The sequence below is a fragment of the Siminovitchia sp. FSL W7-1587 genome (assembly GCF_037963795.1).
Lineage (GTDB): Bacteria > Bacillota > Bacilli > Bacillales > Bacillaceae_C > Siminovitchia > Siminovitchia thermophila.
Map to the genome: position 1 here is coordinate 3,449,317 of NZ_CP150169.1, position 19,362 is coordinate 3,468,678.

At 42.5% G+C, this 19,362-nt stretch carries 17 protein-coding genes, 21 tRNA genes and 1 rRNA gene; 33 read left to right on the plus strand and 6 right to left on the minus strand.

Annotation, left to right across the window (positions count from 1 at the left end; translation table 11 throughout):
• Positions 1 to 2: 2 nt before the first annotated feature.
• The 22 genes from rrf (at position 3) to NST31_RS16310 (ending at position 2,263) form a co-directional block, all read left to right on the plus strand.
• A 5S ribosomal RNA gene (rrf, locus tag NST31_RS16205) occupies positions 3 to 118 on the plus strand.
• Positions 119 to 135: 17 nt separating this feature from the next.
• Positions 136 to 211: transfer RNA gene (locus tag NST31_RS16210), tRNA-Val, on the plus strand.
• 7 nt (positions 212 to 218) lie between these two features.
• A tRNA-Thr gene (locus tag NST31_RS16215) sits at positions 219 to 294 on the plus strand.
• A gap of 52 nt (positions 295 to 346) precedes the next feature.
• Positions 347 to 422, plus strand: a tRNA-Lys gene (locus NST31_RS16220).
• Between the two features lie 4 nt (positions 423 to 426).
• Positions 427 to 508, plus strand: a tRNA-Leu gene (locus NST31_RS16225).
• 10 nt (positions 509 to 518) lie between these two features.
• Positions 519 to 590: transfer RNA gene (locus tag NST31_RS16230), tRNA-Gly, on the plus strand.
• A gap of 10 nt (positions 591 to 600) precedes the next feature.
• A tRNA-Leu gene (locus NST31_RS16235) sits at positions 601 to 686 on the plus strand.
• 6 nt (positions 687 to 692) lie between these two features.
• A tRNA-Arg gene (locus NST31_RS16240) sits at positions 693 to 766 on the plus strand.
• A gap of 15 nt (positions 767 to 781) precedes the next feature.
• Positions 782 to 858, plus strand: a tRNA-Pro gene (locus NST31_RS16245).
• A 13-nt stretch (positions 859 to 871) separates the two neighbouring features.
• Positions 872 to 947, plus strand: a tRNA-Ala gene (locus NST31_RS16250).
• A 22-nt stretch (positions 948 to 969) separates the two neighbouring features.
• Positions 970 to 1,046: transfer RNA gene (locus tag NST31_RS16255), tRNA-Met, on the plus strand.
• Positions 1,047 to 1,051: 5 nt separating this feature from the next.
• Positions 1,052 to 1,128 (plus strand) — tRNA-Ile (locus tag NST31_RS16260).
• 15 nt (positions 1,129 to 1,143) lie between these two features.
• Positions 1,144 to 1,236 (plus strand) — tRNA-Ser (locus NST31_RS16265).
• A gap of 145 nt (positions 1,237 to 1,381) precedes the next feature.
• Positions 1,382 to 1,455, plus strand: a tRNA-Met gene (locus tag NST31_RS16270).
• 6 nt (positions 1,456 to 1,461) lie between these two features.
• Positions 1,462 to 1,537, plus strand: a tRNA-Asp gene (locus NST31_RS16275).
• Positions 1,538 to 1,612: 75 nt separating this feature from the next.
• Positions 1,613 to 1,688, plus strand: a tRNA-Phe gene (locus tag NST31_RS16280).
• A gap of 8 nt (positions 1,689 to 1,696) precedes the next feature.
• Positions 1,697 to 1,771, plus strand: a tRNA-His gene (locus NST31_RS16285).
• 13 nt (positions 1,772 to 1,784) lie between these two features.
• A tRNA-Gly gene (locus NST31_RS16290) sits at positions 1,785 to 1,858 on the plus strand.
• Between the two features lie 6 nt (positions 1,859 to 1,864).
• Positions 1,865 to 1,941: transfer RNA gene (locus tag NST31_RS16295), tRNA-Ile, on the plus strand.
• A 1-nt stretch (position 1,942) separates the two neighbouring features.
• Positions 1,943 to 2,014: transfer RNA gene (locus NST31_RS16300), tRNA-Asn, on the plus strand.
• Between the two features lie 63 nt (positions 2,015 to 2,077).
• Positions 2,078 to 2,168: transfer RNA gene (locus tag NST31_RS16305), tRNA-Ser, on the plus strand.
• 23 nt (positions 2,169 to 2,191) lie between these two features.
• Positions 2,192 to 2,263: transfer RNA gene (locus NST31_RS16310), tRNA-Glu, on the plus strand.
• 38 nt (positions 2,264 to 2,301) lie between these two features.
• Here the strand turns inward: NST31_RS16310 and NST31_RS16315 are convergent.
• Positions 2,302 to 3,060, minus strand: a complete 759-nt coding sequence (locus NST31_RS16315) for a TraR/DksA C4-type zinc finger protein (RefSeq protein WP_205179636.1) — start codon at positions 3,058 to 3,060, stop codon at positions 2,302 to 2,304.
• 549 nt (positions 3,061 to 3,609) lie between these two features.
• Positions 3,610 to 4,536 carry a 1,4-dihydroxy-2-naphthoate polyprenyltransferase gene (locus tag NST31_RS16320; RefSeq protein ID WP_205179635.1) on the minus strand — a complete coding sequence of 309 codons (927 nt, stop codon included), beginning with the start codon at positions 4,534 to 4,536 and terminating at the stop codon, positions 3,610 to 3,612.
• 190 nt (positions 4,537 to 4,726) lie between these two features.
• Here NST31_RS16320 and NST31_RS16325 point away from each other — a divergent pair, with 190 nt between their 5' ends.
• From NST31_RS16325 to NST31_RS16345, 5 genes are all read left to right on the plus strand, one after another.
• Positions 4,727 to 6,127 (plus strand): isochorismate synthase, encoded by a 1,401-nt coding sequence (locus NST31_RS16325; protein ID WP_205179634.1) that lies wholly within the window; start codon positions 4,727 to 4,729, stop codon positions 6,125 to 6,127.
• The gene (gene menD / locus NST31_RS16330; protein ID WP_339162006.1) at positions 6,124 to 7,866 is read left to right on the plus strand and encodes a 2-succinyl-5-enolpyruvyl-6-hydroxy-3-cyclohexene-1-carboxylic-acid synthase; all 1,743 of its coding nucleotides are present in this window, start codon (positions 6,124 to 6,126) and stop codon (positions 7,864 to 7,866) included. Before NST31_RS16325 ends, menD begins: the two co-directional genes overlap by 4 nt.
• The gene (gene menH / locus NST31_RS16335; RefSeq protein WP_339162008.1) at positions 7,866 to 8,678 is read left to right on the plus strand and encodes a 2-succinyl-6-hydroxy-2,4-cyclohexadiene-1-carboxylate synthase; all 813 of its coding nucleotides are present in this window, start codon (positions 7,866 to 7,868) and stop codon (positions 8,676 to 8,678) included. Before menD ends, menH begins: the two co-directional genes overlap by 1 nt.
• Before the next feature lie 24 nt (positions 8,679 to 8,702).
• Positions 8,703 to 9,521 carry a 1,4-dihydroxy-2-naphthoyl-CoA synthase gene (gene menB, locus NST31_RS16340; RefSeq protein ID WP_077110957.1) on the plus strand — a complete coding sequence of 273 codons (819 nt, stop codon included), beginning with the start codon at positions 8,703 to 8,705 and terminating at the stop codon, positions 9,519 to 9,521.
• Positions 9,522 to 9,835: 314 nt separating this feature from the next.
• Positions 9,836 to 11,281, plus strand: coding sequence for an o-succinylbenzoate--CoA ligase (locus NST31_RS16345; protein ID WP_339165584.1), 1,446 nt, complete (start codon positions 9,836 to 9,838; stop codon positions 11,279 to 11,281).
• A gap of 100 nt (positions 11,282 to 11,381) precedes the next feature.
• Here the strand turns inward: NST31_RS16345 and NST31_RS16350 are convergent, their stop codons facing one another.
• The 3 genes from NST31_RS16350 to ytzI all read right to left on the minus strand — a co-directional run bounded on the left by NST31_RS16350 (position 11,382) and on the right by ytzI (position 12,073).
• Complete coding sequence (locus NST31_RS16350; protein ID WP_077110954.1) at positions 11,382 to 11,537, minus strand: DUF1540 domain-containing protein; 156 nt, start codon at positions 11,535 to 11,537, stop codon at positions 11,382 to 11,384.
• 137 nt (positions 11,538 to 11,674) lie between these two features.
• Positions 11,675 to 11,896: a membrane protein insertion efficiency factor YidD gene (gene yidD, locus NST31_RS16355; RefSeq protein WP_077110952.1), complete on the minus strand. Its 222-nt coding sequence runs from the start codon at positions 11,894 to 11,896 to the stop codon at positions 11,675 to 11,677.
• 27 nt (positions 11,897 to 11,923) lie between these two features.
• Complete coding sequence (gene ytzI / locus NST31_RS16360; RefSeq protein ID WP_139345598.1) at positions 11,924 to 12,073, minus strand: YtzI protein; 150 nt, start codon at positions 12,071 to 12,073, stop codon at positions 11,924 to 11,926.
• A 222-nt stretch (positions 12,074 to 12,295) separates the two neighbouring features.
• On the opposite strand from ytzI, the gene NST31_RS16365 reads away from it, so the two are divergent.
• The 6 genes from NST31_RS16365 (at position 12,296) to NST31_RS16390 (ending at position 17,304) form a co-directional block, all read left to right on the plus strand.
• Complete coding sequence (locus NST31_RS16365; protein WP_077110950.1) at positions 12,296 to 12,745, plus strand: Dps family protein; 450 nt, start codon at positions 12,296 to 12,298, stop codon at positions 12,743 to 12,745.
• 359 nt (positions 12,746 to 13,104) lie between these two features.
• The gene (locus NST31_RS16370) at positions 13,105 to 13,563 is read left to right on the plus strand and encodes a VOC family protein (RefSeq protein ID WP_205179628.1); all 459 of its coding nucleotides are present in this window, start codon (positions 13,105 to 13,107) and stop codon (positions 13,561 to 13,563) included.
• Positions 13,564 to 13,611: 48 nt separating this feature from the next.
• Entirely contained in the window at positions 13,612 to 14,364 is a 753-nt protein-coding gene (locus NST31_RS16375) for a glucose 1-dehydrogenase (RefSeq protein ID WP_083717400.1), read from the plus strand.
• 17 nt (positions 14,365 to 14,381) lie between these two features.
• On the plus strand, positions 14,382 to 15,428 hold the full coding sequence (locus NST31_RS16380) for a TRAP transporter substrate-binding protein (RefSeq protein WP_339162013.1): 1,047 nt from the start codon (positions 14,382 to 14,384) through the stop codon (positions 15,426 to 15,428).
• A gap of 49 nt (positions 15,429 to 15,477) precedes the next feature.
• A complete protein-coding gene (locus tag NST31_RS16385; protein WP_077110944.1) occupies positions 15,478 to 15,966 on the plus strand; it encodes a TRAP transporter small permease in 489 nt (162 codons plus the stop codon).
• Positions 15,967 to 15,981: 15 nt separating this feature from the next.
• Positions 15,982 to 17,304 carry a TRAP transporter large permease gene (locus NST31_RS16390; protein WP_205179621.1) on the plus strand — a complete coding sequence of 441 codons (1,323 nt, stop codon included), beginning with the start codon at positions 15,982 to 15,984 and terminating at the stop codon, positions 17,302 to 17,304.
• 170 nt (positions 17,305 to 17,474) lie between these two features.
• On the opposite strand, the gene NST31_RS16395 is transcribed toward NST31_RS16390, so the two are convergent.
• A complete protein-coding gene (locus NST31_RS16395; protein ID WP_339162018.1) occupies positions 17,475 to 19,139 on the minus strand; it encodes a sigma 54-interacting transcriptional regulator in 1,665 nt (554 codons plus the stop codon).
• Positions 19,140 to 19,362 lie beyond the last annotated feature (223 nt).

Here is a 19,362-nt window from a genome sequence, read left to right on the forward strand (position 1 = left end):
TGTCTGGTGGCGATAGCGAAGAGGCAACACCCGTTCCCATCCCGAACACGGAAGTTAAGTTCTTCAGCGCCGATGGTAATGAGGGGTTTCCCCTTGTGAGAGCAGGACGTTGCCGGGCAAGAATCACAACATTACGGAGGATTAGCTCAGCTGGGAGAGCACCTGCCTTACAAGCAGGGGGTCGGCGGTTCGAACCCGTCATCCTCCACCATAAAAATGCCGGCCTAGCTCAATTGGTAGAGCAACTGACTTGTAATCAGTAGGTTGGGGGTTCAAGTCCTCTGGCCGGCACCATCCTTTGTTTTTATTGTCATTTTCTGTCGATTGACAAAAATGAAATAAGTACGAGCCATTAGCTCAGTTGGTAGAGCATCTGACTTTTAATCAGAGGGTCGCAGGTTCGAATCCTGCATGGCTCACCATTTTGCGGGTGTGGTGGAATTGGCAGACACGCTAGACTTAGGATCTAGTGCCGCAAGGCGTGGGGGTTCGACTCCCTTCACCCGCATTATTATGAAGCGGAAGTAGTTCAGTGGTAGAACACCACCTTGCCAAGGTGGGGGTCGCGGGTTCGAACCCCGTCTTCCGCTCTTTTAACTTGCCGGGGTGGCGGAACTGGCAGACGCACAGGACTTAAAATCCTGCGGTAGGTGACTACCGTACCGGTTCGATTCCGGTCCTCGGCATATATTGCGCCCGTAGCTCAATTGGATAGAGCGTCTGACTACGGATCAGAAGGTTATGGGTTCGACTCCTTTCGGGCGCGTATAACAGGTTGTCTCGGGAAGTAGCTCAGCTTGGTAGAGCACTTGGTTTGGGACCAAGGGGCCGCAGGTTCAAATCCTGTCTTCCCGACCAGTATAAAGAAATTGGGGCCTTAGCTCAGCTGGGAGAGCGCCTGCTTTGCACGCAGGAGGTCAGCGGTTCGATCCCGCTAGGCTCCACCATATAAGGTCATAAATATTTTTGGGCGGCGTAGCTCAGCTGGCTAGAGCGTACGGTTCATACCCGTGAGGTCGGGGGTTCGATCCCCTCCGCCGCTACCAAGATAGGACCTTTAGCTCAGCTGGTTAGAGCAGACGGCTCATAACCGTCCGGTCGTAGGTTCGAGTCCTACAAGGTCCACCATTTTCTTATATTTTTGGAGGAATACCCAAGTCTGGCTGAAGGGATCGGTCTTGAAAACCGACAGGCGGGTCAAACCGCGCGGGGGTTCGAATCCCTCTTCCTCCGCCATCTGCATTATTTCATTCACACAACCAAGATTTTATCGAGTGAAAGTATTGTAGTTGCACTTGTCGACATACTTCTTGATTTACATTTCTGATGTGGAATAGTCAAGATACATCAGCGGCATTGACAACATCATATTTTTTATCGTCGCGGGGTGGAGCAGTTCGGTAGCTCGTCGGGCTCATAACCCGAAGGTCGCAGGTTCAAATCCTGCCCCCGCAATCATCAGGTCCCGTAGTGTAGCGGTTAACATGCCTGCCTGTCACGCAGGAGATCGCGGGTTCGATTCCCGTCGGGACCGCCATTTTTAATACCATCCACTTGTTACATAAATGCTGATGATGCGAAATATTAAAACGTCATAGCATGGATTATATAGGGCTCAGTAGCTCAGTCGGTAGAGCAAAGGACTGAAAATCCTTGTGTCGGCGGTTCGATTCCGTCCTGAGCCACCATTTTCATGGCGGCTATGGCGAAGTGGTTAACGCATCGGATTGTGGCTCCGACATCATGGGTTCGATTCCCATTAGTCGCCCCATTTACATTCCTATGCGGGTGTAGTTTAGTGGTAAAACTACAGCCTTCCAAGCTGTTGTCGTGGGTTCGATTCCCATCACCCGCTCCAAATGAAGGGCCTATAGCTCAGCTGGTTAGAGCGCACGCCTGATAAGCGTGAGGTCGGTGGTTCGAGTCCACTTAGGCCCACCATTCCGCAGTAGCTCAGTGGTAGAGCTATCGGCTGTTAACCGATCGGTCGTAGGTTCGAATCCTACCTGCGGAGTTCTTTTATCATATTCGATCAACCGTTTCAGTTATGTACATTCCATAAAAGCTTATAACGATTGGGGAAGTACTCAAGAGGCTGAAGAGGCGCCCCTGCTAAGGGCGTAGGTCGCGTAAGCGGCGCGAGGGTTCAAATCCCTCCTTCTCCGCCATTATAAAAATTATTAATCACTAAGGCCCCTTGGTCAAGCGGTTAAGACACCGCCCTTTCACGGCGGTAACACGGGTTCGAATCCCGTAGGGGTCATCCTATGAAAAATGCCACTCAACATAGAGTGGCATTTTTTATCTTTGATTGTCCTTATCATCCACATAACCATCAGTTTTTCGGTATGGTATGTCTCCGATTGGAGATTCAATTCCTTCTTCATCCAGTTTTTCTACATATTCCCGTTTGTTTTCAGAGGAATAAATTTGAATATCATCGCCCTCTATATCCGTCCCCACAAAGGTTTCATACTGTTCAGGGGCGCCTTCCCGTTCGTCGTCACTGTATAGTTCATTATAGCTGTCAAAGTCCCCTGTAAAGTCTGAGGGCGTCTCAGAGGTACCGAACGATGCGACTTCTTCGAAGCTGTCCTCATAATCATCTGCTTCACTCAGGTCACGGTTGGAAAATGTATCATTTTTCGCGGGATTAATAATGTCTTCTTCCACAGGTCTGTCCCCAGGTAGCAATTGATCTGGCGAGTGTTCAACACAAGTGGTTGCATAAGGAATGGCATCAAGCCTTTCAAAAGAAATATCTTTGCCACACTGTTCACATCTGCCATATTCGCCTTTATTTATTGCAGCCAAAGCTTTTTCTGTTTTTTCAAGCTCATCTTTATTGTGCACCGAAATCGCTCTGTCTTTTTCCCTTTCAAACAGTTCTGTTCCCATATCAGCGGGATGGTTGTCATATAAAGAAAGTTCTCCACCTGTACTTTCACGCATATTATTATTTTCCATATTTCCTCCGGTTTCTTTCATATCTTCCCGAAGTTCTTTTTGAATATTTAAAAGCTTTTCTCTTAAATGGGCTGTTTGTTCTTGTGTCAGCATAAAGTCACTTCCTCATCATCTGTTTTTCAGTAGTATTTACTATTTTTACGATTTCATCATAATCCTTTTGTTATCATCTGTTTTCCTTTTTTTAGCGATCGTAAACACGGGCATATGGACACAACTAAATAAGCTGATGGAAAAACGAATAATAAAATGAAACTTCATTCGTAAAGCGTTTTCTTTCATCTCCTACTGAATGTCAGTCAATCGGGCATTTAGGTGCCGTTTTCTCCCACTTGGACCTTTTGTATTAACTCAGGTCTTGAAGTGGTGTATATGGCACCTTATATACGGGATAAATTGTCCTAGTGTATCATGCGCAAGCTTTTAGCGTAGTCAAAATAGGTAGACTCCTGCGGGTATAGCTCGAGCTGAAGATCCCGCAGGAAAGCGACCTTTGCTTTCCGAGGAAGCTGAAAAGACCTGCGGAAAGCGAAATATGTTGACGTAGCGATGGTAAGGATTTTTTCACACAAATAAACCGAACAATTATAAATGAATTGTTCGGTTTTTGCTATTTCATATTTGCTTCTGTCACAGACTCTTTTAACTGATCACATAACTGATAAAAAAACTGGCCGCCATTAGGAATCCGAAAATGGTATTCGTCTGGGCGGTTGCTTTCATTGCTGGCATCATTTGGATCGGCTCGGTTTTTCCAATAAAACCCTTAACGGCCTTGATAGCTTTCGGAATGCTTGCGAACGTAAGCAAAAGCCATGGAGATAGAGAAAAGAAGAAAATAAGTATGAGTATAAAAACATAAGAAACGATGAACATAGCTGCAAGCAATTTGATTGCCTTTTCCCGGCCTACAAGGATGGCAACCGTTTTTCTTCCGCTTTTTTTGTCTCCGTCCAAATCTCTGATATTATTGGAAAGCATAATTGCGCCAATTAAGATAGATATAGGCATGGACACAAGGACGCTTATAAGGCTTATACTTCCTGTTTGAATAAAGTAGGATATTTGCGTAATGACAAAACCCATGAAAAAGCCTGATGTGATTTCTCCGAAAGGCGTGTAAGCAATCGGGTAAGGTCCGCCCGTGTAAAAATAACCGGCCGCCATACTGACGAGGCCAACGAGTGCGATCCACCAGCTACTGCTAGCAGAGATATAAACGCCTAATAGTACCGCTGCGCCGAGGAAAGCAAAGCCGAGCCCAAGAACAGTCGCAGGTTTTACACCGTGTCTTACGATGGCACCGCCAATGCCGACAGAATGCTGGTTGTCCAAGCCTCTGGCATAGTCATAATACTCATTAAACATATTCGTTGCAGCTTGAATAAGCAAACTTGCAACTAGCATGGAGGCAAAGAGAAGCCCGTGAATAGGCTGTTGATTTGCTGATAACGCCGTTCCAAGCAAAACGGGAACAAAAGCGGCGGTTAATGTATGCGGGCGGGTCAACCGCCACCAAATCCGCCAGCCTTTTTCTTCAGGAAAGGCAGATTGAGCTTGAATATTCATTCAAAATTCTCTCCCTTAACATATTTCACCTACTAAAGTGTAGAAAATGTAGGCAAAAGTGTCAATGCTTTTTGAGCTAGAATACGGAAATCTTTGCCGAAAGCGAATTTACTACATTTAGTCCTTATATTCATATATAATAAGTAAATAGGGTAAAAATGAAAAGTCCACGATGTAGGAGAGAGTTACTTTGATTAATTTAACTTTTCGGGACAAACAATTAAATATATTGAGTCAAGATAAAGATCAATCCAATAAAACTCTATTTAGCTTCACAAAAAAAGTCAAAAACATAAACCCGGCTTTTTTTTATGAATCTAATCGTCCTCATTACAAAGGAAAAAGTTTTTTCTGGAAAAGTCCGGATGATGGGCTGGTGCTCGTTGGACTTGGGATCACCCGCTCATTCATTAATAACAGTGCCGAAGAGCGTTTTGGGCAACTAGAAAGAGTGTGGAAAAAGCAGCTTGGATCGGCGATGATAGATAACCCATTTGAAACCCCGGGAACAGGACCGCTTTTGTTTGGGGGTTTTTCTTTTGATCCATACAGTATTAAAGAAGAACTTTGGCAGCCATTTGGAGATGCCCTGTTTTATTTGCCTAAGTTTATGCTGACGGCTTTAAACGGCGATTGCTTTATGACGGTTAATTTGCTGGAAAATAAAGAACATGAGGAGGCGGCGCGTCTTCATGCAGAGAAGGAAATTGAAGAGCTCATCAGCCATCCAATGAATGAGAATGAACATCACGCATCTTCATCTTTACTGTATAAGGAAGAACATTCAGTAGGTGAATGGCTAACATCTGTCCGGGATGTCGTAAATCTTATAAAGGAAACGAAAGTTGAAAAAGTCGTATTGTCTAGAAAGATGAGGCTTGTGTTTTCCAATCCTCCTGCGCCCGAGGAGGTATTACAAAATTTGAATTCTCAACAGCCCAATAGTTTTATCTTTGCCATTGAGTCCGGAGAGCGCTGCTTTGTCGGGGCATCTCCGGAAAGGCTTGTAAAAAAATCCGGAAATACTATTTTTTCTGCGAGTCTTGCCGGCTCGATCGGGAGAAATAAAGATCCGGAGGAAGATCTAAAGCTTGGTCAAACCTTGATCACCGATGAGAAAAATTTGCATGAACACGCGCTTGTTGTGGAAATGATTAAAAATGCCCTTGCCCCTCATTGTAAAAGCATGGAAGTTCCAAAACATCCAGAGTTGCTAAAGACGCCCTATATTCAGCATCTTTACACTCCTGTCAAGGGAACGGCAAAGTCGTCCACATCCATTTTTCAGCTCGTAGAAAAGCTTCACCCTACTCCGGCGCTGGGAGGCGTTCCCACTGACAAAGCTCTCGAATTAATACGGGAAAAAGAAATGATGGACAGGGGTTTGTATGCTGGACCAATCGGCTGGACTGATTTTCGTGGAAATGGTGAGTTCATTGTCGCTATCCGCTCGGGGTTGATGAAACAGGACGAAGCTTATTTGTATGCCGGGTGCGGACTTGTTGCCGATTCAAATCCGGAAGAGGAACTAAAAGAAACGAGCATGAAATTTGAGCCGATGCTGCTGGCAATGGAGGGAACGGAAGAATGAGCTGGCAAGACACTTTAACGGAATATATAGCAGCATTTATAGACGGTCTGGCCAAATCCGGGGTTCGGGAAGTAGTCATTAGTCCCGGCTCCCGTTCCACGCCGTTGGCCATGTTATTGGCTGATCATCCATCCATCCGGGAGTATATCAATATTGATGAAAGGTCGGCAGGCTTTTTTGCACTAGGATTAGCCAAGGCATCTAAGCGGCCTGTTGCCGTTTTATGTACCTCCGGGACTGCAGCCGCCAATTACTATCCTGCTGTGGTTGAAGCAAATTTATCAAGAGTCCCATTGATCGTTTTGACCGCGGACCGCCCGCCGGAACTGCGAGACGTTGGAGCGCCACAGGCGATTGATCAGCTAAACCTGTATGGAAATCATGTAAGATGGTTCAGGGAAATGGCTTTGCCTGAGGGAGGGGATAACGCCAAAAAATATGTGCGTTCCCAGGCGACCCGCGCGGTCTCCATCGCAGGTGGGTTGATGCCAGGGCCGGTACATTTAAATTTTCCGCTGAGGGAACCGCTGGTTCCAAGGCTGGAGCCTGCGCCTTATGAACAATCAGACCCTCTTCATCCCATTGTTCTGAAACAACACCTGGATGTGTCAGAGGAAACAATCAATGCGGTGGCCGATCTATGTATGCAGGCGAAAAAGGGGCTTATTGTTTGTGGAGTGATTGATGACAAGGATTTTTCAGCAGCTGTTTTGCAACTTGCTGAAAGTCTTGGTTACCCTGTTTTGGCCGATCCCCTATCGCAGCTGCGGAGCTTATCAGATGCGTCGGACCTCATAATGGACAGTTATGATGCCATACTTAGGTCAGAGGCTGCCAAAACAGAATTGGCGCCGGATGTGGTGATTCATTTTGGGGGAATGCCTGTTTCCAAACCTTTAGCCCTTTTTTTCAAAAGGCTGGCCAAAGTGAATCATATTTTTGTGGACGGAAACGGTGGATGGAGAGATCCCCATTATTTAAGTTCGGAAATGATTTATGGCTCCGAAACCATTTTTTGTAAAAAGCTGAGTCAGTTTCCTTATCCAAAAAACCAAGCTTGGATCAACAATTGGAAGCGGGTAAATGCCCTTGCCAAAAATACGATACGCTCTCATATAAGCATGAGCGATGAGCTTGATGAAGGAAAAGCAGTTTCCAAATTTTGTGAATTACTCCCGCCTGAATGTGCAGTCTTTATTGGTAACAGCATGCCGATTCGGGATATGGATACTTTTTTTCATGCAAACAATAAAAATATCCGTCTGTTTGGCAATCGTGGCGCAAATGGAATAGACGGGATCGTTTCGAGTGCTATTGGTGTCGCTGTTCATTATCACCCGCTTTTTCTATTGATTGGAGACCTTTCCTTTTTCCACGATGTAAATGGTTTGTTGGCAGCCAAGCAACATAAAATTAACATGAATATCATTTTGCTTAACAATGATGGAGGAGGTATTTTTTCCCATCTCCAGCAAGCTGAAAATGGGACGCATTTTGAATTGTTATTTGGCACACCAACGGGACTCAACTTTAAACACGCAGCAGCATTATATGGCGCCCAATATTCCAAAGTGTTTAGTTGGGAAGATTTAGAGGCGTCTATGTTGGACGCAGTTCAAAATGAAGGTATCAATATCATTGAAATTCCGACAGATCGTAACAAAAACCTCCAGAATCACAGATCGTTATGGCAAAATGTTTCCCAGGAAATAAACCAATTTTTTCAAGGTGAAACATAATGTTCCTATCAATAAATGGCAATTCTTATCATTATGATGTCCAAGGATCTGGTGAAGCAGTAATGCTCCTTCATGGGTTTACTGGTGATGGTGGCACTTGGAAAGATACAGTGGAGATCTTGTCGGGATCATTCAAAACGATTGCGGTGGATTTACTTGGGCATGGAAAGACGGATGCTCCAGAAGATCCATCCTTATATAAGATGGAAGTGGCTGCATCCCATCTCATGAAAATATTGGATAATCTTCAAATCGATCGCGTTCATCTGTTAGGTTATTCTATGGGCGGAAGGCTTGCTTTGGGTACATCGCTCCTCTATCCGGATCGTATCAAAAGCTTAATAGTGGAAAGCTCTTCGCCAGGATTAAAAACAAAAGAAGAACGTGCAAAAAGGGTAGTGGCCGATCAACAATTGGCCAATAAAATCAAGAAAGACGGGATGAGGAATTTTGTCAATTACTGGGAAAACATCCCGCTTTTTGCTACCCAGAAAACGTTGCCTGTTGAAAAACAAAAAGCCATTCGTCAAAGCAGATTACAGAACAGGCCGGAAGGGCTTGCCAACAGTTTACTTGGAATGGGGACGGGAAAGCAGCCATCTTGGTGGGACCGGCTTCAAGAAATCCAAGCTCCAACATTGATCATGTGTGGTGAACTGGACATTAAATTTTGTCGTATTGCTAAAGATATGGAAAAAATGATTCCGGGCTCGGAGCTTGTCATGTTGAAAGGGACGGGACATGCATTACACGTGGAAGACCCGATGAAATTTGGTACAATAGTAAAAGAGTTTTTATTGAAACTAGCTTGAACTATATCATGAGGAGGTCTCGATATGTCGGTTCAATGGACAAAAGAGAGAGAATACGAAGATATCATATATGAAACGTATAACAGCATTGCCAAAATAACGATTAACAGGCCGGAAGTACATAATGCCTTTAGGCCTCAAACAGTCATGGAATTGATTGATGCCTTTGCTTATGCCAGGGATGATTCGGACGTCGGCGTGATTATTCTGACAGGTGCAGGGCAAAAAGCATTTTGCTCAGGCGGTGACCAAAAAGTGAGAGGACACGGGGGGTATGTAGGATCAGATAATATTCCTCGCTTGAACGTACTGGATTTACAAAGGTTAATTCGTGTGATTCCAAAACCTGTCGTAGCAATGGTAGCGGGATATGCTATTGGAGGCGGCCATGTACTACATGTCGTCTGCGACTTAACGATTGCGGCGGACAATGCTATTTTTGGCCAAACTGGCCCCAAAGTCGGCAGCTTTGATGCTGGTTACGGTTCGGGGTACTTGGCGAGAATTGTTGGCCATAAAAAAGCGAGAGAAATCTGGTTCCTCTGTCGCCAATACAATGCCCAAGAAGCGCTTGAAATGGGTCTTGTCAATACAGTTGTTCCACTTGACCAATTGGAAGAGGAAACAATTAAATGGTGCGAAGAAATGCTTGAAAAAAGCCCAACAGCCCTGCGCTTCCTGAAAGCTGCATTTAATGCGGATACAGACGGTCTTGCCGGACTCCAACAGTTGGCTGGGGATGCTACGCTGCTTTACTATACAACAGACGAGGCAAAAGAAGGCCGGGATGCCTTTAAAGAAAAAAGAAAGCCGGATTTCGGACAGTTTCCCCGTTTTCCGTAAAACACTCAAAGAGGATCTGGTGAACTCGTTACGGAACAATATGATTGAGCGCGGAGTTTATTCGAAGTAAATATGCATGTCCTAAATATCAGCGGCGATAATGGCAGACGGGCCGCTTGTGAGCCTGCTCGATGATATCGAAGCAGGTTTTTTGTTTTGCTGCTTAAAATAGGAAAGCGACAGGGTTCATGTACATGCTATTTTAGCTGGCATCAATGAAGCTCTGGATGAAGGTCCTAGCGTATCGGGTTTATAAATGGGAAAGGAACTTTCATGCCAGTTTTTTGTAAAGGAGGGTTTTGTTAGTGAGTACGATGCCCAATTGGCTATTAAAAAGGGCGGGGCTTACCCCGCGGCGCAAGGCTCTTGTTTTTGGGAGAAAATCATGGTCATTTGAAGAAATGCTTCATATAGTGTTGGAAACAGCAGATAACTTGGCCTTCTTGCCGATTTTTAAAGGAAGCCGGGCAGCGGTACTGATGAGCAACCGGCCAGAAACGGTTTTTATCATCCATGCTCTTCAGCAGATCGGTGCAGAAGTTGTCTTTTTAAACAGCAGGCTTACGCCCAGTGAGTGGGCTTTTCAATTAAATGACTGTAAAGCGGATATTTTGTTATTTGAAAAAAGCTTTGAAAAATCCGTCCAACAATTATCGGTAACGACGAAAACAGTTTGCATTAACCGATTGCCCAAAGAAACGGGCCAGTTAAAAATCCGAGAAGAATTCAATCTGGATGAAGTTTGTTCCATTATGTATACATCCGGAACAACGGGTAAACCCAAAGGAGTGTTGCAGACGTACGGAAATCATTGGTGGAGTGCTGCGGGATCCGTTTTGAATCTCGGGCTTCGTGAAGATGATATGTGGCTGTGCACCGTTCCGCTTTACCATATTAGCGGCTTTTCCATTTTGCTTCGCAGTGTGATTTATGGTATTCCGGTAATGCTAATGGACAAATTTGATGAAAAAAAAGTCAATGATGCTTTATCTTCGGGGAAAGTGACGATCATGTCAGCGGTCAGTTCCATGTTGAATCGCATGTTATCCGAATTGGGAGATGAAACGTACCATCCGAATTTCCGCTGCTTGCTCCTTGGCGGTGGACCGGCTCCGCGCCCGTTGCTGGAATCGTGCAAAAAGAAAAACATTCCTGTTTATCAAACATATGGCATGACCGAAACAGTTTCTCAGATTGTTACACTCTCGCCTGAGGACAGTCTGGTGAAAATAGGTTCCGCTGGTAAGCCGCTCTTTCCTTTTCAACTCAAGATTTTGAATGAGGGGCGGGAGGCGGCTCCTTTGGAACCAGGTGAAATTGTCGTAAGAGGACCAAATGTGACTCCCGGTTATTTAAACAGGGAAACTGCAAATAAGACATCTTTTCAGGATGGCTGGTTTTCAACAGGCGATATTGGCTACCTCGATGAAGATGGATATGTCTTTGTACTTGATCGTCGCTCGGACTTGATCATTTCCGGGGGTGAAAATATTTATCCTGCCGAAATCGAAGAAGTCCTTTTAGCCCATCCTTCTGTCATTGAAGCAGGTGTGACAGGTGTGGCCGATGAAAAGTGGGGACAGGTCCCTTACGCGTTTATTGTATCAAGGGATGATATTTCAGAAGAAAGACTGGTTGACTTTTGCCGGGAAAGACTGGCGCCGTACAAAGTCCCAAAAAAGTTTATCCATGTCGGAGAGTTGCCGAAAAATGGAGCAAACAAACTTGTTCGCCGAGAACTTGTGCAATTTTTAAAATGAAAAAAGCGGGAGTTTTCAATTTGAAAACATCCCGCTTTTTCATATGATTCAACTTCGTCCTATCATTTGAAAATCCTGCAAACAAAACCGTTTTCCTTCATTATTTATGCGGTTCAAACGTCTGGCAATCGGTTTCCTTCTCGTTATCGGCCATTTTTCCCGCATGGCTCACGATATAGATTCTGTCAGCCGCACATTTGTTGCCCTTTGCCCAATAGAGACAGTTTTGCACTTCACACAATACATCTTCAGCCACGTGTATCACTCCTTTTTGTTGATACATGAATAGTATCGGAAGACGGAGTGAGACTATGAGTGGAAAAATATTGATAGGGCATGCAGCAAGACTCCCTCGGGTGGAAGTGAAGGCACGATAGCACTACAAGAAGCCCCTTATTGTTTTTTTTCTGGAACGTGATCAATGCCGCCGGGATGAAATGGATGACATTTGACAAGGCGCTTGATCGTCAGCCAGCCTCCACGAAATGCGCCAAACCTTTGAATGGCTTCAAGTCCATATTGGGAGCAGGTTGGGTAGAAACGGCATGTGGGCGGCTTCAATGGAGAAATCATCTTTTGGTAAAAACGAATAAACGCCAATAAAATGTATTTCATAATGAACGCTTCTTTCCCATCAAGCTTTTATGATGTTTTTTCACCAGAGTGTTTTGTTCCGTCAACCGGTTCTGGATCAACCGTATGTTTAAATGAATAGGCTTTAGTGGTAACGAGGGCTGTTACAACAATTACCACGATGCAAATGATAATGGATATAACCATGACAAGCTTCATTCATTGTTCCCCCTTTTAACTGATCCTATTGTAGCACAGTTCGTTCCAGGTTGAACATGTATCATCTTTACATTCATTTTCAAATGGGGCTTGTTGAACAGAAGAGTTGTCTTTCTATTGATCGAGCGTTTTTTTAATGAAAAAAATTTGCCGCATATAGGCATTAAATTGTTTTGTTTTAGGCGTTTAGGGTATATTACATGGTATAGGAGGAATGATAAAATGGCTGAAAACAGTAAGGGATTGGTTGATCTTGTCAATAAGCAGATAGCGAACTGGACTGTCCTGTACACAAAATTACATAATTATCACTGGTACGTAACAGGACCCGATTTCTTCACTCTCCATGCCAAATTTGAAGAACTTTACAACGAGGCCGCACTTCACATTGATGAATTGGCAGAAAGATTGCTTGCGTTGGAAGGGAAGCCAGTGGCAACCTTGAAGGAATCTTTGGAAATGGCTTGTGTAGAGGAAGCAGGATATGGAGTTACAGCCAAAGACATGGTGCAAAACATTGTCGATGACTTTACGAAGTTGACAGAAGAGCTTAAAGAAGGAATGTCTTTAGCCGCTGAAACCGGTGATGAGACAACAGGTGACATGCTCCTCGCCATTCATCAGAGCTTGGAAAAACATAACTGGATGCTCAAAGCTTATCTAGGAAAATAATAACAGCAATCGTCCGGCATATTGCCGGGCGTTTTTATTTACATCCCGCATACAGATCATTCAGCGTTTCCCCTTCAATTTACTTTCTAGAGGAACTTCTCAGTTTAAATGTCTTTCCCTTTATCCCTTATGCGTTTCCCTATCACCTTCCCGAAAAATTGAATAATGCTTCTGTATAGTCCCTTCTCCGAGTGTTATTTATTAACTAAAATTATTCATTCTTAAAAAGAAAATCTTTGGACTTTTGCATCACTGTTGTTTTTTTGCATCAGAAAAACGAATAAACATATTTGATTTTAATAGATTAAGTTTGGCATGGTTTTTGCAAAGTTACTTATACGGAAAGAGGAGGAACAAAAATGGAAAAAGGTAACATAACAGGATTTATACATAGTGGAATAACTGTAAGGAATTTGAACAATGCTCTTGATTTTTATGTTAATACATTAGGGTTTGAACTTTTATCAACGCAAAACGTCATCAGTGATTATATTTTGGAAATCGTAGAAATCCCAGGATTGAAGGGGATTGACATTGCTTTCGTTCAAGTTCCTGGAGGACATGTCATTGAGTTATTGGAATACACAGGCATTGACACCTATCCGGGAAACGCGCGGTCCTGTGATTATGGAACAGGGCATATTTGTTTGCAAGTAGACAATTTGGATGCATTATTTGAGGAATTACAAGCTAAAGGAATCAAGTTTAAGTCAAAAAAAGTGGTTAATATCACGGCTGGAGCAAATAAAGGATCAAAAGCTGTGTATATGCTCGACCCGGATGGCTATGTGATCGAGTTAATGGAAAGAGGAAAGTGAGAAAAACGAGCAAATGTGCAAGCGAATACATTTATGGGGGTAAAAAATATGGAAGATTTACATTCAAAAAAAGCGATCGTTACCGGAGCAGCCCAAGGATTGGGAGTGGCTATGGCCGAAGGGCTTTGTGAATATGGGGTGAAAGTTTGTATTTTAGATATTTCACCTAACTTACAACAAACAGTAGAAGACTTATGTAAAAAAGATTTTGACGTGATTGGTTTACAAGCCGATTTATCTGACCAAAGGAATTTGCCGTCAGTGTTTGATCGGGCATTAGAGTTATTGGATGGTGAATTGGATATTTTAGTAAATAATGCTGGCATTCATAAATCGTTGCCGGCTATTGATTTTCAGATTGAAGATTTTCAGAGAATTTTACAGGTAAATATCATGGCTGTTTTTCAATTATGCAGATTAGCCGCTGAGGATATGAAAAAGAGAGGAAAGGGAAAGATAATCAACATTGCCTCGGTACTTGCCAGCCAAGGAGGATTTCACGCTTCTGCTTATTCTGCCAGCAAGGGAGCGGTGGCTCAGTTAACGAAATCTTTGTCGAATGAGTGGGCAAAAGAGGGTATAAGCGTAAATGCCATTGCGCCGGGATACTATGAAACAGAATTAAATCACCATATTTTGATTGATGAAAAGAGATATGAATCTTTAGTGAGCCGAATACCAATCGGGCGATTTGGACAACCTCGGGAGCTTGCCGGAACTGTTCAATTTCTGGCTTCGGAAAAGTCTGATTATATTAGCGGAGCGATCATACCAGTTGATGGCGGGTTTTTAGGGAGATAAAAAAGGGGGGAATTATTGTGAGAAAATTAAAGCTGCAGTCCATTTTTTTCTCATTTATGGCCATTGTCTTGGTGCTATCTGGCTGCGGCACTAATAAAGAAGCCGGGACAGTTGGCGCAGATGGTGGAAAGGTTGTCATTAGAATGGCGAATTTAGTGACAGATAACAATTTTTTAAATACCGGATATAAAAAATTTAAAGAGGTAGCTGAAAAGGAAAGCAATGGACAAATAGAAGTGCAAATATACAGCGGAGGCACTTTAACGCCGTCGGAAGATATGGAGTATGAAATGTTGCAGACAGGTGTGCTGGATGTTGTCACAAATGCAGCCTTTATTGTGGCAAGTAATGCCAAGGCGCCTTCTTATAATATTTTTGATGTCCCGTTTTTATTTTCAAATGAGGAAGAAATGTATAAATTAACCGATGGCGAGTATGGCGAAGTCCTAAGGCATGACTTGGAAAGTAAATCAAACGCCTATTATTTAGGGGTTTTCAGTATTGGTTCTTTTGCCATTGCCAACAATCAACGGGAAATACGCAAACCTGATGATTTAAAAGGTTTGAAGATTAGGAGTACAACGACGCCTCTCCAATCGGGGACCATTTCTGCAATGGGGGCGAACCCTACACCGATTTCATATGGTGAAATTTTCACCTCTTTACAGCAGGGGACGATAGATGGTGTACAGACGACAACCCCGTTAATCCATGCAGACAGATTTTACGAAGCGGCGGAACATTTAACACTTACCAGACATTTTCCATTGCCTCATGTTTTGATGGTAAATAAAAGTTTTTATGACAGCCTGACAGATGAGCTAAAGTATGTAGTCGACAAAGCTGCTGAGGAACAAATTAAATATGCCAGAGAGCTGGCAATCAAAGCAGAAAAAGATGCGATCGAAGAAATGAAAAAAGAAGGTGTAAAAGTTGTAGAGCCGAGTGAAGATGAACTTGAATTATTCAAAAAAGCTGTTCAGCCGGCCGTTGACAATAATATTGATAAAGTGGGCGTGGAAAATTATGACATGGCATTGGATATTTTAGGGAAAAGCAAATAATCCATAAGGATTGGCTTCAATAAATAGAGTTGGGGTGAGTAAAAACAATATGAGTGATAAGAAGGATCTTTTTAGAATGGAAGGTTTCTTTTGCGTTTTTTTATTGGTGATAATGACTGTCATTATGTTTGTTGAAGTAGTGGCAAGGTATATTTTTGGGACTTCTTTCATGTGGATTGAGGAACTAACTAGATATCTATTTATTTGGCTTACTTTTACCGGGGCGGCATATGTAACTGCTACACAGTCTCATATAAAGGTTGATGCTACTTTGGCTTTATTTCCAAAGAAAGCGCAACCGATTGTAAAAAAAATAGGCTTGTTTATCTGGTTGTTATTTTCTATTGTGATTACTTATGTGGGTTTTGAGTATTCATTCACGATGCTGGAAGTTGGCGGAGATTCGCCGGCCATGGGATTGGCGAAAGGAATCGTCTATCTGGGGATTCCATTAGGATATTTACTAATGTCTATTAGACTTACAGTTCAATTATTCAGGAAAAATATGAATCCGACACAACAAGATGTTCAAGTGTAAGGGGGGGGAGCATTCATGGGTACAGTTATATTGCTGCTGTTTGGGATATTAATTTTGTTAGTTTGTCTACAGGTGCCGATCGCTATTGCATTAGCCGCATCAAGTCTTTTAGTAGTATTAATTGAGGGATCTGTTCCATTAACCTTATTTATTCAAACATCTTTTAGTTCAATGGATTCTTTCCCCTTAATCGCGATTCCGTTTTTCATTTTGGCTGGTGATATTATGAGCAGAGGCGGCATGGCGAAAAGATTGGTGGAATTTATTCAAAGTATGGTTGGTTCGTTAACAGGAAGTCTCGGTATCATTACTATTATTGCCAGCTTTATTTTTGCTGCTATTTCAGGATCAGGAGCCGCAACAGTAGCAAGTATTGGTGCTATCCTTATTCCTTACATGTTAAAGAGCGGATATGCCCCGGGATATGCTGCATCTATAGCTGCCAGCGCGGGCGGATTAGGTCCTATTGTTCCTCCAAGTATTGTATTTATTTTATACGGGGTCATGTCCGGCACATCAATCAGCGATTTGTTTATTGCGGGGATAATGCCTGGTATATTAGTGGCTGTTTCCTTACTTATCGTGAATTACCTTATTTGTAAAAGAGAAGGATATGGCACGGTAAATCATAGGGTATTTGCAGAAACCGCGGCTACCTTTGAGGAAAAGCAAAAAGTAAGCTTTTGGAAAGCGCTTAATGAAGCAAAGTGGGCGCTTTTAGCTCCCGTTCTCATACTTGGAGGGATATACGGCGGAATCGTTACACCTACCGAAGCAGCAGTTGTCGCTGTAGTATATAGTCTTATTATTTGTACATTCTTTTATCGCGAGATTAACTTGAAGAACTTTTTGGAGATTTTCCTTCAATCAGCCCGTACATCGGGATCTATCTTGATTTTTGTCAGCGCGGCTTCGTTTTTTGGACAAGTATTATCCATTGAGAGAATACCTCAATTCCTGGCCGACACCATTTCAGGCTGGACAACGAACCCGTTAATTATCCTACTATTAATTAATATTTTTCTTTTAATAGTTGGCATGTTTATGGAGACAATAGCAGCAGTACTCATATTTGTTCCGTTATTACTTCCTATTGTCCTTGCTTTGGGGATCGATCCTATCCACTTTGGGATGATTGTGTGCTTGAATTTGAGTTTGGGGTTAATAACACCACCGCTTGGAATCAATTTATTTATTGGTAGCAACATCGCCAATATATCATTTGAAAAGGCCTTAAGATATGTCGTGCCTATTTTCGGCGCATTACTTGTTGTGTTATTCATCATAACGTATATTCCTTCCATTACGTTATTCCTTCCAAAATTAATCGGTGGATGAAGAAAAGAAGCATCGCTTTTTTCGGCGATGCTTTGTTTTATCCGTCGTTAACTGGCAGTAAGCCCTTAGGAAAACGAGCACGGTAAGCAGTAAATCAACTGCCCGTAAACGCCCGATTGGTTCAACTAACAAGCAGCGGACGAAAGGTCCCCGCTGCTTGAAGTTTCCCTTTATTTTTCAATGTTGTATTTTTTCATTTTTCTTACAAGCGTTGATTGGTCGACTTTCATGGCCAAAGCAGCTTTTCGGATGCTTGGGAAATTTTGAATGGTGTCTTTAATAATTTGCGCTTCAAATGCTTCTAAGCGATCTTTTAAAGGTGCTGCGTTAGGTTGGTAGGCCGATGCGCCTATTGCCGGTCCCTTCATGCTGAATTTCAAATCGTCCTGAAATCTGAGTTCATTTTGCAGGTCATCAATCCCAATTTCAGGGTTTAAGCTCATCAAAGCGACTCTCTCCACTATATTTTGTAATTCACGGACATTTCCCGGCCAATCATAATTGATAAACGCATTTAAAGCCTCATTGGAAAACTTACGGTTAATCCCATATCTTTGATTAATTCCGTTTAAAAAATGATAAATAAGCGGAATGATATCCTCTTTTCTTTCTTTCAAAGGGGGTATCTCGATCGGAATGATATTTAAACGATAATACAAGTCTTCTCTAAATGTCCCTCCGGCAACCATTTTCGATAAGTCGCGATGTGTTGCGGCAATGACACGTATATCTACCGGAATGGGCGTGGTTCCGCCTATGCGTGTTATTTCATGTTCTTGGAGAACGCGCAACAATTTTACTTGCAATTGCAGTGGCATCTCCCCAATTTCATCCAGAAAGATGGTGCCATGGTTGGCCGCTTCGAATAATCCGGCTTTTCCTTTTTTATGGGCGCCGGTAAAAGAGCCTGATTCATAGCCGAATAATTCAGATTCCAACAGAGATTCGGGGATGGCGCCACAATTAATTTTGATTAAAGGATGATCTTTTCTAAAACTATGGCGATGAATCAATTCCACAATTTTTTCTTTTCCCACCCCCGAAGCTCCTTGGATTAAAACGCCGGAATCTATTTGTGCTACTCTCAGTGCGCGGTCGAGCACATCTTTCATCATATCAGAATGTGCGATAAGGGAAAGTTTTGGATCGCTTTGTTCTTTTAGTAATTCTAATTCTTGATGAATTTGCTTATTTTTCTGTTCCAATTGTTTGATTTCTGCTTCGAGTAAATTCAATTGGGTTAGATCCCTGACATTATTTACGACCTTTTCGATTTCGCCATCTTTGTTACGGATCGGGACCGCTGACACAAGGATGGTGGCGCCGGTATTTATTTTTTGAATAATCGTAACTGCTTTGTCCTCTCTTAAAGCTTTTAAAGAAGCGGAAGCATCAATAACGCCTTCTTCTTCGAGCTCTTTTAGGCTGCGGCCAATACAATCTTTTGTGGATAACCCTGTAATTTTTTCATATGAAGGATTCTGATGTATGATCACGCCCTCATGATCGGAAATCACAATTCCGTCAAAAGAGGAGTTGATTACCTCATTTAATTCGTTTCTTAAGCTTTGTAATGAATCTTTTTCTTTTGTCAATCTCAATAATTGATCAATCGGGTTTATAAAGACGATAAATTGATTGTTATGAAACAGGGCGGATACTTCTGCCGGATAGTTGAGTAAGCAAAAAGACTGGGCTCCTCGCAAGGTAGTCTCAATCATAGTGTCAAAATAATAGCTGAATTTTTGAGCGATTGAATTTGAAAATAGAATATCACCTTGTTTATTTAATACTAAAACACCAATTATGTTTATTTTAGACAGTAAATTGTGCATAAAACCCCACCTTTTATTGCTTTGTGGCAAAAATGATGATATTTTGCATCACTGTAGTTAATCATACATCATTTTTTGATGAAAAAATACATACAATCGCTAAAATGACAGATTAAAAGTTGGCATAAAAATTGCAATAAATTAAGAAGGACAGGAATATGTACAATCAGGAGGTTATTTTATGTCTAAATCAACAAGCATATCTTCCTTTTCATCGGAAAAG